This is a genomic window from Streptacidiphilus sp. PAMC 29251 (assembly GCF_054208735.2).
Genome location: NZ_CM135725.2, coordinates 9,863,271 through 9,877,066 on the forward strand (window position 1 = coordinate 9,863,271; position 13,796 = coordinate 9,877,066).

At 72.2% G+C, this 13,796-nt stretch carries 9 protein-coding genes and 2 pseudogenes; 2 read left to right on the plus strand and 9 right to left on the minus strand.

The genetic code is table 11. The annotated features are described in order from the left end of the window. The first annotated feature begins 333 nt into the window (after nt 1-333). Nucleotides 334-867 carry a MarR family winged helix-turn-helix transcriptional regulator gene (locus ACXKR8_RS47245; RefSeq protein ID WP_458270714.1) on the plus strand — a complete coding sequence of 178 codons (534 nt, stop codon included), beginning with the start codon at nt 334-336 and terminating at the stop codon, nt 865-867. A 14-nt stretch (nt 868-881) separates the two neighbouring features. Here ACXKR8_RS47245 and ACXKR8_RS47250 read toward each other — a convergent pair whose 3' ends face one another. From ACXKR8_RS47250 to ACXKR8_RS47265, 4 genes and pseudogenes are all read right to left on the minus strand, one after another. Then, the gene (locus ACXKR8_RS47250; protein ID WP_458270715.1) at nt 882-2,336 is read right to left on the minus strand and encodes a condensation domain-containing protein; all 1,455 of its coding nucleotides are present in this window, start codon (nt 2,334-2,336) and stop codon (nt 882-884) included. Nucleotides 2,337-2,446: 110 nt separating this feature from the next. Next, nucleotides 2,447-3,979: an AMP-binding protein gene (locus ACXKR8_RS47255; RefSeq protein ID WP_458270716.1), complete on the minus strand. Its 1,533-nt coding sequence runs from the start codon at nt 3,977-3,979 to the stop codon at nt 2,447-2,449. A gap of 15 nt (nt 3,980-3,994) precedes the next feature. After that, nucleotides 3,995-4,780: a CocE/NonD family hydrolase gene (locus ACXKR8_RS47260; RefSeq protein WP_462100738.1), complete on the minus strand. Its 786-nt coding sequence runs from the start codon at nt 4,778-4,780 to the stop codon at nt 3,995-3,997. After that, a pseudogene (locus tag ACXKR8_RS47265) lies at nt 4,710-5,684 on the minus strand (CocE/NonD family hydrolase); the annotation flags it as partial. The gene ACXKR8_RS47260 and the pseudogene ACXKR8_RS47265, both read right to left, overlap by 71 nt. A 111-nt stretch (nt 5,685-5,795) precedes the next feature. Between ACXKR8_RS47265 and ACXKR8_RS47270 the strand changes: the two are divergent. Next, on the plus strand, nt 5,796-6,494 hold the full coding sequence (locus ACXKR8_RS47270) for a TetR/AcrR family transcriptional regulator (RefSeq protein WP_458270718.1): 699 nt from the start codon (nt 5,796-5,798) through the stop codon (nt 6,492-6,494). Here ACXKR8_RS47270 and ACXKR8_RS47275 read toward each other — a convergent pair. From ACXKR8_RS47275 to ACXKR8_RS47295, 5 genes and pseudogenes are all read right to left on the minus strand, one after another. Further along, nucleotides 6,448-7,452 carry an alpha/beta fold hydrolase gene (locus ACXKR8_RS47275; RefSeq protein ID WP_458270719.1) on the minus strand — a complete coding sequence of 335 codons (1,005 nt, stop codon included), beginning with the start codon at nt 7,450-7,452 and terminating at the stop codon, nt 6,448-6,450. The two genes, ACXKR8_RS47270 and ACXKR8_RS47275, sit on opposite strands and share 47 nt — an antisense overlap. A gap of 43 nt (nt 7,453-7,495) precedes the next feature. Next, nucleotides 7,496-8,989, minus strand: coding sequence for an MFS transporter (locus ACXKR8_RS47280; RefSeq protein ID WP_458270720.1), 1,494 nt, complete (start codon nt 8,987-8,989; stop codon nt 7,496-7,498). A gap of 80 nt (nt 8,990-9,069) precedes the next feature. Further along, nucleotides 9,070-9,635, minus strand: a pseudogene (locus ACXKR8_RS47285) (alpha/beta hydrolase); the annotation flags it as partial. A gap of 103 nt (nt 9,636-9,738) precedes the next feature. Continuing rightward, nucleotides 9,739-12,501 (minus strand): helix-turn-helix transcriptional regulator, encoded by a 2,763-nt coding sequence (locus ACXKR8_RS47290; protein ID WP_458270721.1) that lies wholly within the window; start codon nt 12,499-12,501, stop codon nt 9,739-9,741. Nucleotides 12,502-12,538: 37 nt separating this feature from the next. Then, nucleotides 12,539-13,744, minus strand: a complete 1,206-nt coding sequence (locus ACXKR8_RS47295) for an alpha/beta hydrolase fold domain-containing protein (protein ID WP_458270722.1) — start codon at nt 13,742-13,744, stop codon at nt 12,539-12,541. Between the last annotated feature and the right edge of the window lie 52 nt (nt 13,745-13,796).

Below are 13,796 nucleotides of genomic sequence, written 5' to 3' on the forward strand. Positions count from 1 at the left end.
GGACGTCCTCGAACGGCACTGGTTGAGGTGGTGACCACTGCTGGGCGGCAGCGGTCAGGGTGGGTCAGAGGGGGTCGGCCTGGCTGCCGACGGCCTTGCGGGGGAGGGCCAGGCACAGCACCGCGCAGGTCAGGTAGGCGCCGACGGCCCAGGGCGCGGCGTGGACGATCGCGGCGGTGAAGCCCTTGCTCGGGACCTGGCCGAAGAAGGCGTTGCCGATGACGGCGATGCCGACCGCGCCGCCGAACTGCTGGGCCTCCTCTCCAGAAGCCCGACGGGATGGGAGTATCTTGGTTGTCGAGCTATTTATATCTTGAATGGAGAGTTACTCGAATGTCAAACGATGTGGGTCCGGTCGAGGTCCGCCTGGGCGCGGCGGTGCAGGCGTACCACGGCGCGGTGGACGACTTCGACCGCGAGCTGGCTCGGCTGATGGGCGTGAACGAGACCGACCTGCGCTGTCTGGAGCTGCTGCTCGGGGCCGAGGAGGTGGCGCCCAGCCGGCTCGCGGCCAAGCTGGGGCTGACCACCGGCAGCGTCACCGCGATGCTCGACCGGCTGGAGAAGCTGGACTACCTCACCCGCACCCCGCACCCCACCGACCGGCGCAAGACCCTGGTCCGGATCACCCCGCAGGCGTTGAAGCGCGCCTTCGGCCTGATGACCCCGTTCCTCGACGACTCCGCGCGCGTGCTCGAACGCTTCAGTCCCGAGCAACGGGAGCTGGTGGTGGACTTTCTGACGGTCACTCGGGAGACCCAGGAGCTCCACATCCAGAGGTTGCGCGACCTGCCCGCGACCGGGCCCAAGCGCTCGGGCGGGCGGCAGGCCCCGGGGCAGCGCGGCACCGCCGGCAGCCGCGCCTAGCGTGGTGGGGTCCGCTACGGCAGAACCCGCACGCCGGCGGGCCGCACCCCGGTCGGCAGCTTCGGGTCGAACGCCGCTCCCACCACCAGCGCCTCCAGGTCCAGCATCAGCGCGTGCACCTGGTCCGCGGACACATGGTGGGTGTCCACCTGGATCTCCAGCTCGACCGTGTCCAGGGCGGCCCCGACCTGGATCATCAGCTTGTCCAGGTAGCGCGGGAACGGCTCGCCCCAGCGCAGGGCGCTCTCGGCCCGCGCGGCTTCCAGTTCCGGCCGGGTCGGCGCCACCGGGCCGGACGACTCCACGCCCATGCCGAGCCGGCGGTCGTTGAACAGGCAGGAGAGTTCGACCGCCTCCGCGCCGCGCTCCCGGTCGACCCGGGCGCGCAGCTCCTCCAGTTGGGCCGGATCGTAGTACGCGTACTTGGAGCAGAGCGCGGAGGCCCGCCGGGTGCGGTCCACCACCTCGTCGAAGGAGGCGTCCGCGACCTCGACCATCAGCAGGCCGTTCACGGACAGCGGATGGGACACGTCGCCCAGGCCCGGCCGGAACCGGTTGCTGACCACCACCTGGATCAGCGCGGGGGTGATCCCGGTCAGCCGGGCCACGGCCACCGCGTAGCCGGCCAGCAGCACCGTGGTGGTCGACCGGCCGACCCGGGCCGCCACCGCCTTCGACGCCAGGTGCAGGGCGCGGGATTCAAAGATCGCCCGCCGGTAGCGCGGCTCGCCCCGGTCCACGTAGGGGCCGAACCGCCGGGGCCCGGCCGCGCGCAGCAGCCGCTCCCAGTGGCGCAGCGAGAGCTCGCTCTGCCGCTGGACCGAGGGCGTGCGCTGCAGCGCCGCCAGTTCCAGCGGCCCCAGCGCCGAGGCCGGGTTCTTCGGCTCCCCGGTGACCGGATCGCGCTCGCCCAACTCCCCGAGCATCAGCGCGATTCCGCTGCCGTCGGTGGCAACGTGCGAGATCGTCACGACCACATGGGTGACCACGCCCCGGCTCCGCACCGCGGCCATCCGGATCGGCCACTCCTCGGCGTGGTCGAACGGCGTCGCCTCCCACCGGGCGGCCAGGTCCCGGGCGACCAGGGCCGGGTCGCCGCCCTCCAGGTCGCCGCCCTCAGGGCCGCCGCCGTCGGGGACGTCGACGATTCCCAGCACGGCCTGGCCCGAGCCGGACACCTCCTGGACCAGGCCGCCGTCCGCCCCGGTCCGGATCCGGGCCCGCAGCGACGCGTAGCGGCACAGGAAGAACCGCAGTTCGCCCGCGAGGTCCCGGACCGTCCTGCCGTCCGTCACGGGCACCGCGCCGCCCATGCTCATCGACGTGCCGGCCTGCTGCATCAGCGTCCAGACCTTGCGCTGACCCCAGGTCAGTTCGCCGACGCCGGCGCCGGGCCCCTCGAACGGCACGACGATCCGGTCCGTCATCCGCGCGCCGCCCAGGATCGTTCCCGACACCGGTTCAGCCATCGACCGTGGTCCCCTCAGAGTGTCTGCCGCTCAGGGACGCCAGGCTCACATGGGACGGGTGGCGGCGCAAGACTCTGAGAAAAGTTAGCAAAAAACTGGATTTTTTCCGGTCAGTGGGTGGGGCGCTCCTGTCCGGTCCAGTAGGGTTCGCGGAGTTTGAACTTCTGCAGCTTCCCGGTGGCGGTGCGCGGGAGGGTGTCGGTGAACTCGATCTGCTTGGGGCACTTGTAGCCGGCCAGCCGGGTGCGGCAGTGGGCGATCAGCTCCTCCGCCGTGACCGCCCCCGGACCCGTCAGCACCACGAGTGCGGTGACCCGCTCGCCCCACTTCTCGTCCGGTGTGCCGATGACGGCGGCCTCGCGGACGGCGGGGTGGGCGCAGAGGGCGTCCTCGACCTCGATCGAGGAGACGTTCTCGCCGCCGGTGATGATGACGTCCTTCTTGCGGTCGGCGATGACGAGGTAGCCGTCCTGGTCGAGGTAGCCGCCGTCGCCGGTGTGGAACAGGCCGCCGGCCTGGGCCGCGGCGGTCTCCTCGGGCTGCTGCCAGTAGCTCTTGAGGGCGTGGTTGGTGCCGGTCAGCACCTCGCCGTCGGTGTCGAGGGCGATCCGGACGCCGAGGGCGGGCGCGCCGGCCCGGCCGAGCCGGCGGGCGCGTTCGGTGGGGGACAGGTCGTCCCACTCGCTGCGGGTGCGGTTGACGGTCAGCAGCGGCGCGGTCTCGGTGAGCCCGTAGATCTGCTGGAACTCCCAGCCGAGCTCCCCGGCGACGCGCTCGATGGTGCGGCTCGGCGGCGGGGCGCCGGCGCAGATGACCCGGACCCGGTCGCGGCCGGGGATCTCGCCGTCCCAGTCGGCGGCGGCGTCGAGGACGGAGTTGAGGACAGCGGGCGCGCAGCACAGGAAGGTCACCCCGTGCTGCTGGATCCGGCGCAGGATCTCCTTGCCGTCGACCTGCCGCAGCACGATGTGCCGGCCGCCCAGGCCGGTGACGGCGTAGGGCATGCCCCAGCCGTTGACGTGGAACATCGGCAGCGTGTGCAGGTAGACGTCGCGGTCGCCGAGCTGCGCGTGCAGCGCGAAGACGGTGGCGTTCAGCCAGAGGCTGCGGTGGGTGAGCTCCACGCCCTTGGGCCGCGCGGTGGTGCCGGAGGTGTAGTTGATGGTCGCCGTCGCGCCCTCGTCGGGCTCGGCCCAGGGGCGCGGCTCGGCGCCCTCCCGGAACAGCTGGTCGTCCTCGCCGAGGACGAAGCGGTGCGGGACGTCGAGACCGTCCAGCAGGTGCGCGCAGGAGGGGTCGGCGTAGACGACCTCGGCGCCGCTGTGGCGGACGATGTACTCGACCTCGGGCGCGGCCAGCCGGAAGTTGACCGGCACCAGCACCCGGCCCCAGCCGGAGACCCCGAAGAACGCGGTCAGCAGCCGGGCGGAGTTCTGCGAGATCACCGCGACCCGGCCGCCCGTGGGCACCCCCAGCTCGTCCAGGCGCGCGGCCTGGGCCCGGGCCAGCGCACCGAGCTGCCGGTACGTCAGTTCGCCCAGGGAGACGGCGGGTTGGTCGGGTTCGTCGACGACCGCGACGCGGTCGGGGTAGACCTGTTCGGCCCGGTCGAGGAAGTCGCGGATGGTGAGGGGGAAGAACACGGCAGCTCCTGCGGCTCAGCGGGGGAGGCCCTGGGACGGGTCGATCGGGAGGGTGAGTGAGGAACCGGTGCAGTGCACGCTGTAGTGGGACGGAACGACGGTGCTGCCGGCGCCGGGCGGGGCGTCGGTGCCCAGGTTGCGAGCGTAGCGGGGATGGGAGCCCCCGGAGAGTTGCAGCCGCAGCGCGTGCCCGGCCGGCACCCGGTGGGCGCAGGGGGTCAGCGTCAACCGCACGGTGGTCGGGCCGTCAGTCGGTCGGTTCGGGTCCAGCCGCTGGAAGACGTCGCTGATGTTGTGCGACACGCCGCGCCGGTCCACCTCGCAGAACCTGACGAAGAGGTCGGTGTGGGGGTTGTCGGTGCTGAGGACGATCTCGACGGTGGGCGCGCCGATCACCTCCAGGTCCGCCGACAGCGGCGGCGAGGTGAAGCTGAGGACGTCGGGCCGGGCCTCCAGCGCGGTGTTGTCGCGCACGCCGGCGTCCCGCGCCATGGTGCGGCCGCCGACGCTGGGGGTGGGGTCGGCGGGGTCGTAGCGGAAGCCGACCACGGCGGCCTTTCCAGTACCAGCGTCGGCCTCGGTGTCGGGGGTCGGTGCGAGCCGTCCGTCGGCCCGGAGCCGGTGGACCTGCGGGGTGGTCGCGGGCGGCCAGGCCGGGAGGTCCCGCCACTGCCCGGCCCCGGTGACGAAGATTCCGCACCGGGGCGGGCGACGTCCCGCCCTCGCCCGCGAGGTGCTGGTCGAACCAGCTGAGGGCCTGTCCGTCGATGACCGGGGAGGCCTTGACCGCGGTGTCCAGATGGGTCCAGGGGCCGATGGTCAGCGCCGGGTCGAGGCCGCGTGCGCTCAGCACCCGGTACTGCTCGAGGGTCTGGTCGAGGAAGAGGTCCTGCCAGCCGCCGATCAGCAGGACCGGGACGTCGATGCGGTGCAGCGCCGCTTCGGCGTTGAGCGGTTCCCAGAACGGGTCGGCGAGGTCGGGGTGCGCCAGCCACGCGCGGAACCAGGGCGCCTTTCCGGCCAGCGCTGCCTCGGCCGCGTCGGCGAGCGGCAGGCCGTCGACCGCCGCCTTGGCGCGCCTGGCTGCGGCGATCACCCCGGGCAGGCTGCGCAGGGGGTTGCCCTGGCCCTGGGCCAGGACGGTGGCGCTCCAGCCGAGGAAGTCGCCCAGGGTGAGCGCGCCGGTCCCGTAGACCGCGCGCCGGAAGTCGTGCGGTCCGACCACCACCACGGCGGCGCGCAGTTCGGGAGGCGGGTCCTGGGCCAGGGCCCACTGGGTCCAGCCGAGGTAGGAGCCGCCGAGGGTGGCCAGCCTGCCGTCGAACCACGGCTGTTCGCGCAGCCAGGCGACGGCGTCCTGGGCGTCGTCGGTCTCCTGGGCCATGGCCCGGAATTCACCGCTCGAACCGGAGGTGCCGCGGACGCTCTGGATGACCACGTGGTAGCCGCGTGCGGCCAGCATCCGGCCGTGGAAGAGGCTCTCGGGAACGCCGCGCCGATAGGGCGTGCGCACCAGCACCGTGCCGCGCGGAGCGGAGGTCAGCGGTTGGTAGTGGTCCGTGAGCAGGTGCGCGCCGTCCCTGGTCGGGACGTGCAGGCCCCGTTCGGCGGTGTAGCGGTTCCGGGCGGCGGGCAGCTTCAGCAGACGGCGCTGCGCGGCGTCCACGGCGCGCGCCACGGACCCTGAGTAGGTGGCTGGCGACATGTGGAGATCCTATCTCCGATACTGCCGCCATGGCCAGGCCCGGTGCGGGCGGGACGCCGCTCTAGGATGAAGCGGAGAGCTATTCGCCGTTTGAACAGATGAGGCACCTCGATGGCAGCACCCCCGGGATCCGGACACCCTCCGCTGCGGCGCGACGCGGAGCTGAACCGCCGCCGGATCATCGCCGCCGCGCACGAGGTGTTCCGTGAGCGCGGCCTCGGGGCCACGCTCGACGACGTGGCCCGACACGCCGGGGTGGGCGTCGGCACCGCCTACCGGCGCTTCGCCAACAAGGAGGAGCTGGTCGACGCGCTGTTCGACGACATGATCGACCGCGTCGCCGAGGTGACCACGGAGGCGCTGGCCGACCCCGACGCCTGGCGCGGGCTGACCACCGCGCTGGAGCGGACCTGCGAGCTGCAGTCGTTCGACCGGGGGCTGCGCGAGGTCATGCTGGGCACCGGCAACGGACCGAAGCGCCAGTCCCGGGTCCAGGAGCGGGTCAAACCCGCGGCGGACGCGCTGCTCGCCCGCGCCAAGGAGCAGGGCATGCTGCGCGAGGACGCGATGCCCTGGGACTTCCCCATGATCCAGCTGATGGTCGCCGCGGTGACCGACCAGACCGGGCACCCCGAGCTGTGGCGGCGCTATCTGCACCTGATCCTGGACGGCCTGCGCGCGCACCCCGCCGTCGCCGACACCCTGCCCATGTCCGACCTCGCCGAGGAGGAGCTGCTCGCCGCCCTCGACGGCGGGCCGCCGGTCAGCCGGCCAGCTGCCGGTCCAGGAAGGCCAGCAGCTCGCCCATGACCTCCTCGGTCGTCCACGGGAGCGCCGCCTCGGGACTGCCGCCCATGAACGCCAGGTCGCCGTGGTCGGCGCCGGTCAGCACATAGCGGGTGCTCGGCACGCCCTTGGCCCGCAGCGCCTGGTGCAGCCGCTGGGTCTGGCTGGGCGAGACCAGGCGGTCCTCGGTCCCGTGGAAGAGCAGGAAGGCGGGGCTGTCGGAACCGGCGCGGACGGCCGGGTCGGCGGCCGCCACCTCGTCGGTGTGCTCCCCGATCGACCGCTCGGTGCCGGGGCCGTAGACATAGGCGGCGAAGGCGTTGCCCGGAAGCCGGTGGGCCAGCCTGGCCTCGGTGTCGAAGTCCTCCCCGATCCTCGACAGGTCGGCGGCGCCGAAGTTGTCGACCACTGCCTGGACCGCGCTGCTCCGGTCCAGGTCGTCCCCGGTCTCGAACTCGGGCGCGCCGTTGGTGGCACCGGTCATCGCGGCGAGGTAGCCGCCGGCCGATTCGCCCCACACGGCGACCCGGGCCGGGTCGATCCCGTACTCGTCGGCATGGGCGCGCAGGTAGCGGATCGCCGCCTTCACGTCCGCGAGGCCGTCGCGGTAGGTGGCGCCGTGCAGGATGGTCCGGTACTGGATGCTGGCCACCACATAGCCGTGCTCGGCCAGGTAGGCCTTCTGGTTCCGCGCCCCCTCCTTGTCGCACATGATGAACCCGCCGCCGGGGATGTAGACGACCAGCGGCTTCCTGCCGCCGTAGTCGGGGGCCAGCAGGTCCAGCTTCAGTTCGATCTTCTGGCCGTCGGTCGAGGGGGTCGCGAAGACGACGTCCTGGTGCTGTTCGAGCGGTGTCCCGCCGATCTGGATCTGCGGTCCGTCCGCGGTGAGGACCGTGCTGGTGCTGTCGTCGCCCCTGGCGATGGTCTTCGCCAGCGGAAAGACCGGTGCGGACAGGTTGTCGCGACTGGGTGCCGTCATGATGCGCCTCTTCTCAGGTGGTGGGATGGTGAGCCTTCGCGTCTCAGCCGACGGGCGTGTCCGACTTCTGGGTGATGGGCCCGCTCCGGAAGAGCAGGGCGCAGGCGACGCAGCCGACCGCGAAGAACACGGCGGCCCAGGTGTAGGCGGTGGAGTAGCTGTCCAGCGCCGACTGGATCTCGACCGCGCGGGTGTGCGGCCTGCCGACCAGGTAGTCGGCCGCCGCACCGGCCGCCAGCGAGCTGAGCACGGCGGTGCCGACGGAGCCGCCGATCTGCTGCATGGTGTTCACATTGGCGGAGCCGACGCCCGCGTCGGCCGGGGCGATGCCCAGGGTGGCCAGGCTCATGCCGGGGGCGAGCACCAGGCCGATGCCCAGGCCGAAGACGACCAGCGGGGGCAGCATGTGGGCGGTGTAGCCGCTGTCGGCGTCCAGGGTGGTGAGCCAGGCCAGGCCGCCGGCGGCGAGGGCCATGCCCGCCGGGACCACGGGCCGGGGGCCGAACCGCGGGACCAGCACGCCGCTGGAGAGGTTGGAGGTGGTCATGATCGCCGCGACCATGGGCAGGATCGCCAGCCCGGTCTTGACCGGGGAGTACCCCAGGGTGTTCTGCAGGTAGTAGGTGAAGAAGAGGTTGACGCCGAAGATGCCCGCGCCCGCGACGAAGACGGCGATGCAGGCGGCCCCCCGGTTGCGGTCGAGCAGGATCCGCAGCGGCAGCAGCGGATGCGGGGAGCGGGTCTGGATCCACACGAACACCGCCAGCAGCGCGACGCCGACCAGCAGGAAGCCCCAGATGCTGACGGAACTCCAGCTGTGCGACTCGGCGTTGGCGAAGCCGTAGACGATCGCGAACAGCCCGGCGGTGACCGCCGCGGCGCCGGGAACGTCGATCCGGACGCTGCGGTTGGCGCGCTCGCGCGGCACCAGCACCATGCTGCCCGCGAAGGCGACCGCGGCGAAGACCAGGTTCACATAGAGGCAGTAGCGCCAGTTGAGGTGCTCGGTGAGCAGCCCGCCGAGCAGCAGGCCGACCCCGCCGCCGACGCCGGCCACCGAGCCGAAGATGCCGAACGCCTTGGCGCGGTCCCTGGGGTCGGTGAAGGTGGTGGTCAGCAGGGACAGCGCGGTCGGCGCCAGCAGAGCGCCGGCCGCGCCCTGCAGGGCGCGGCCGGCGATCAGGACCTCGAAGTTCCAGGCGGCGCCGGCCAGCGCGGAGGCCCCGGCGAAACCGGCCAGGCCGATCAGCAGCGCGGTCTTGCGGCCGATCAGGTCGGCGACCCGGCCGCCGAGCAGCAGCATCCCGCCGAAGGTCAGCGAGTACGCGGTGACCACCCACTGCCGGCTGTCGGTGGAGAAGCCCAGGTCCTGCTGGGCCGACGGCAGGGCGATGTTCACGATGGTGGAGTCCAGCACCACCATCAGCTGGGCGATGGCGATCACCGCGAGGGTCAGCCAGCGGAGGTTGCTGCCGCGCCCGGGGGCTTCGCCGCCCTTGCCCGCCCCTGAGGGGATGTCCTCGACCACGGTTGACATGAGTAGTTCACCAATCTGGAGGTTGTATCTCCGGTTAAGGTGAATCTACCATTACGTGGCCAAATGTTCCGCTTGGGACATCAGCGCGTGGCGGCCTTTTTGACGAGGTCCGCCACCAGGTCGGGCCGCGACACATAGACGGAGTGGCTGCCGGGGACCTCGACGGTCTCGGCCCCGGCCCGCTCGGCCATGGCGCGCTGGGCCGGCGGGGGATCATCCGGTCGTCGGCCGACACCAGGTACCAGGCCGGCTTGGTCCGCCAGGCGGGCTGGGACACCGTGCCGTTGAGGGCGTCGATGCCCCAGGGGACCTGCGAGTCGGCCATGAAGGCCGCCAGCTCGGCGGGGACGTCCGCGGCGAACGAGGCGGCGAACTTGTCCCGGTCCAGGAACAGGAAGCCGTCCCTGGGCGGCAGGATCGGCGGCACCGGGGCCCCGGGCGGGGGATCGGCGATGAGGCTGCTCACCGACTCGCCCTTGTCGGGGGCGAAGGCCGCGATGTAGACGAGGTCGGTCACCTTCTGGTGGTTGCCGGCCTCGGTGATCACCGCGCCGCCGTAGGAGTGGCCGACCAGCACGGTCGGCCCGTCCAGGGCGTCCAGGACCTGGTGGGTGGCGGCGACGTCGCCCTCCAGCGACAGCGTCGGGCCCATGCTCGTCGGACTGCTGAGTGCACCTCGGCAACGATAGGAAGGGTGCTGGGACCTTCGATTCCGTCATATGACGTAGTTCGGGGAATAAGTGGATCTATTACTCGCCCAATTGTTCGAGTGCGTCGCGTAGTGCAGCCCGTGAGGTCACTCCGAGTTTGGGGAAGAGCTGGTAGAGATGGGTGGAGACGGTACGGGGGGAGAGGAACAGCCGTTCAGCGATCTGCTTGTTGGTGAAGCCGGCGGCGGCGAGCTTGGCGATGTGCCATTGCTGCGGCGTCAGAAGGTCACCGGTGACAGGCTTCATGCCCTCCCGGCGGCCGCCGGTGGCGCGCAGTTCCTGGGCTGCTCGATGGGCCCAGGGGAGTGCGCCGAGTCGTTGGAAGGTGTCGGCGGCGGTGGTGAGATGGTGTCGGGCGCGGGCGGGTGCCTTGCCGCGGCGCAGGTGTTCGCCGTAGTAGAGGTGGACGCGGGCCAGGTCGAAGGGCCAGCGTTCGGCCTCGGGGACGGCCAGGGCCTTTTCGAACCAGTCGCTGGCGCCGCTGTCGACCGAGATTGCGGTCGAGGCGAGGAGCAGCAGGGTGAGTCGGGGGGAGATCGCGTCGAGGTCGGCTTTGCGGGCGGCGGCGACGTGGTCCTGTGCCTCGGTGCGGCGGCCGGTGCGGACGGCGGCTTCGGTGAGGTCCAGCAGCAGCCACAGCGCGTGCGGGACGAACGGGGGGAGGCTGCCGGCCGGGGCGATGCTGCCGGCCTGCTGGTAGGCCTCTTCGAAGGCTCCTCGGCCGAGTGCGGCCAGGGTGCGGGCGTGTGCGGCGTAGTGGCGCACGGTGCCGGCGCGGCGGGGTCCGGCCCACTGGTCCATGGCGTCGGTCAGGGCGGTGGTGGCGGCGTAGTCGCCCTGGATCGCGGCCCGGGCGGCGAGCAGGAAGTTTCCTGGCCATGCCAGCATCGGGTAGCCGTGGTCCTGACACAGCGTCAGCCCCTCGCGGGCGACCTGGGTCAGCCGCTCCCACTGCCCGGTGAGCAGGGCGTGGTTGCCGAGCAGGAACAGGGCGTTGATGGCCGGTGCCACGGCCTCGCCGTCGCGTGCGGCGTCGGCGACGCGGGTGAGTGCCTCGGTGCAGCCGCCGAGCCGGTCGACATAGGCGGCTGCGATGCCCACCCGGACGATGTGGACCGGGTCGGCGGCGTCGGCGAGTTCGGTGATGGCCGTGTCGAGCCGGGGCAGTTGGGGCAGGGCGCTGTGGGCCGGGTCGGCGAAGGTCGCCCTGGTGATCGCCAGGATGCCGGGGTCGGCCGTGAACTTCGCCAGGGCGTCGTCCACCGGCTGCCAGGTGTCCGGTCGACCGCTGAAGAAGCAGACCAGCAGCAGTGTGTGCAGTGCCTCGGCCAGGGTGGGGTCCGCCGGGTCGTACGGCGTCTGCGCCAGGGCCACGGCGGAGCAGAGCAGGCGATGGGCGGTGTCGATGTCGCCGGATCCGTTCAGCAGATAGGCGGAGCTCGCCACGGCTGCGACCAGGGGGCCGGGGCCCGGGCCGGGTGCGGCGCGGCGGGCGTGGTCGAGCAGCCGGGGCACCTCGTGCAGGTCTCCGGTGACGGTGGCGCCGAGGTAGGCGGCTTCGGCGAGTCTGCGGGCGCGCTGGGCGTTGTCGGGGCTGAGGTCCGCGGCGCGCAGCAGTGCGGCGATGGCGAGGGTGCCGTCGCCGCGTCGGCTCATGCTGCGGGCGGCCGCTTCCAGCAGCGCCGCCACCTGCTCGTCGGGGAGGACGGTGGCCTGTCCCAGGTGCCAGGCCTGGCGCTCGGGTCGGTGGGTCAGGGGTTGGGCCAGGGTGAGGTGGGCGTGGCGGCGCTGGTCGCTGGTGGACAGGTCGACCACGGCGGAGCGGGTCAGCGGGTGACGGAAGGTGAGCCGTCCGGTGAGGTCGTCGATGCGGATCAGCTGGGCGCGCTCGGCGGGCGCGAGTTGTTTGAGGTCGCATCGGCCGGCCACGGCGGTCTGCAGCAGGTGCAGGTCGCCGGTGCCTTCGAGGGCGGCGAGCAGGAGCAGGTAACGGGTGACCGCGGAGAGGCCGTTGACGCGGGCGGCGAACGCCGCCTGCAGTCGGCCGGTCAGCGGCAGGTGCCCGGGCAGTGCCTCCGCCGCGGTGCGCTGGGAGTCGCTGAGGGAGACCGGGAGTTCGAGCAGCGCCAGCGGATTGCCGCGGGCCTCCGCCATCAGGCGCTGCCGGACCCTGGGGGCCAGGGCCGGGTAATGGGTGGTCAGCAGGGTTTCGGCGGCCCGGTCGTCGAGGGGCCCGAGGGTGTGGACCGGCAGGCCGGTGTGGTCGAAGAAGCTGTCGGCTCCCGGTCGCTCGGCACCCAGCAGGCCGACCCTGGTGCCGATGGGACGGCGGGCCAGCCAGCCCAGGACCAGGGCACTGGTGGGGTCCAGCCACTGCAGGTCGTCGAGGACCAGCAGCAGCGGCCGTTCGCGGGTCGTTCGGGTCAGCAGCGCCAGCAGCGCCCGCGCCACGGCTTCGTGCGCGGGCGCCTGGCCGCCGCTCTGTCCCAGGGCGGCGGCCAGGGCCGCTCGGTGGGCGGGGCTGAGCATGTCGATCCCGCCGAGCACCGGGTGCAGCAGTTGCCGGAGGCCGCTGAAAGCGGTGCGGGCCTCGAACTGCACCGCTGTCGCGTGCAGGACCGGCACGCCGGCGTCCGCCGCCCGGGCGGTGGCCGCCGCCAGCAGCGCGGTCTTGCCCATCCCCGGCTCCCCGGAGACCAGCAGGGTGCCGCCGATGCCGGAGATGCTCCTGAGGAAGGTGTCGATGCGTCGCAGATCGGCGTCACGGCCGATCAGGGCACCATGGGGATCGTCGTCAGCCATCGTCGTCTCCTGCCGCGCTGCCTTGCTCTCGGGTGTATCAGCTGTGGATCTGGTTGCCCAGGAAACCGGTGATGGTGCCCATGACCTTCTGGGTCGACCACGGTATGCCTGCCGTGACGTCGCCGAGGAAGGACATGTCGCCGTGGTTGGCGCCCTTGACCACGTACCTGGTCGCGCTGACGCCCTTGGCCTTGAGGGCGTCGGCGAGGTCGAGCGACTCGCTGGGGGAGATGATGTGGTCGTTGTCGCCCTGCAGCAGGATGAACGGCGCGCTCTTCGCGTTGGCGTAGGTCGCCGGGTTCGCGGCCGCGTCGGCCGCCGCGTCGCCGGTGACGGTCTTCTTGGAACCCGGCCCGAAGACATAGGAGTTGATGAAGCTGCCCGGGGCGTTGTAGGCCTTCTGCGTGGCCGGGTCGAAGTCGTCGGCGAGCTTCGCCAGGTCGCCCGCGCCGAACTCGTCGACCACGGCCTGCACATCGCTGCTCTGGTCGAGGTTGTCGCCGCTGTCGAACTGCTTGTCGCCGTTGGTGGTGCCCGCCATGGCCGCGAGGTACCCGCCCGCGGACTGGCCCCAGACGGCGACCTCGGTGCCGTCGATGCCGTACTGGGCCGCGTGCGCGCGCAGGTAGCGGATGGCAGACTTCACGTCGGTGACGCCGTCCTGGTAGGTCGCGCCGGCGGGGGTGGTGCGGTACTCGATGCTCGCCACCGCGTAGCCCTGGTCGGCGACATAGGTGCGCTGCGCGAGGTTCGCCCCCTTGTCGTCGGTGATGAAACCGCCGCCGGTGATGTACACGACCAGGGGCTTCGTCCCGGAGCCCTTGGGCACCTGGAGGTCCAGCTCGAGGTCGGCCTTCTTCGTGCCGGTGGTCGGCGAGGAGTAGACGACGTCGTCGTAGGTCGACAGGCCGCCCTGCGCGCACTGGATCTGCGGACCGGTCGGGTCGATGACCGTGCTGGTGCTGGTGTCGGTGGCCTTCACCGTCTTGGCGGTGGTGATCGCCGCTCCCGGGGGAGCGCCGGCGGCGCCAGGGGCTCCGGCCGCTCCGGCCGGGGGCGCGCTCGGGGCGGGCTCCTGGGGGCAGGCGCCGAGGGCCGCCGCGGTGGTGGCGGGTGTGGCGGTGGCCGAGGCGGCGTCGGTACTGCTGCCGCCCGAGCCCGAGGAGCACGCGGTGAGGAGCAGCCCCAGCGCGACGGCCCCGGGGATGGTGACGGCGATGGCGCGTCGGCTCCGAACGGGCATGGCTTTCTCCTTGCGAGTGTCAAGTAAGCGGAGATCCCTTGTCCGCTTCGCT

Excerpts from the sequence above, each read along its gene's own strand:
- ACXKR8_RS47250 (WP_458270715.1), bottom strand. The coding sequence starts at position 2,336 with ATGGCTGAACCGGTGTCGGGAACGATCCTGGGCGGCGCGCGGATGACG.
- ACXKR8_RS47245 (WP_458270714.1), top strand. The coding sequence starts at position 334 with ATGTCAAACGATGTGGGTCCGGTCGAGGTCCGCCTGGGCGCGGCGGTG.
- ACXKR8_RS47270 (WP_458270718.1), top strand. The coding sequence starts at position 5,796 with ATGGCAGCACCCCCGGGATCCGGACACCCTCCGCTGCGGCGCGACGCG.
- ACXKR8_RS47290 (WP_458270721.1), bottom strand. The coding sequence starts at position 12,501 with ATGGCTGACGACGATCCCCATGGTGCCCTGATCGGCCGTGACGCCGAT.
- ACXKR8_RS47295 (WP_458270722.1), bottom strand. The coding sequence starts at position 13,744 with ATGCCCGTTCGGAGCCGACGCGCCATCGCCGTCACCATCCCCGGGGCC.
- ACXKR8_RS47275 (WP_458270719.1), bottom strand. The coding sequence starts at position 7,452 with ATGACGGCACCCAGTCGCGACAACCTGTCCGCACCGGTCTTTCCGCTG.
- ACXKR8_RS47280 (WP_458270720.1), bottom strand. The coding sequence starts at position 8,989 with ATGTCAACCGTGGTCGAGGACATCCCCTCAGGGGCGGGCAAGGGCGGC.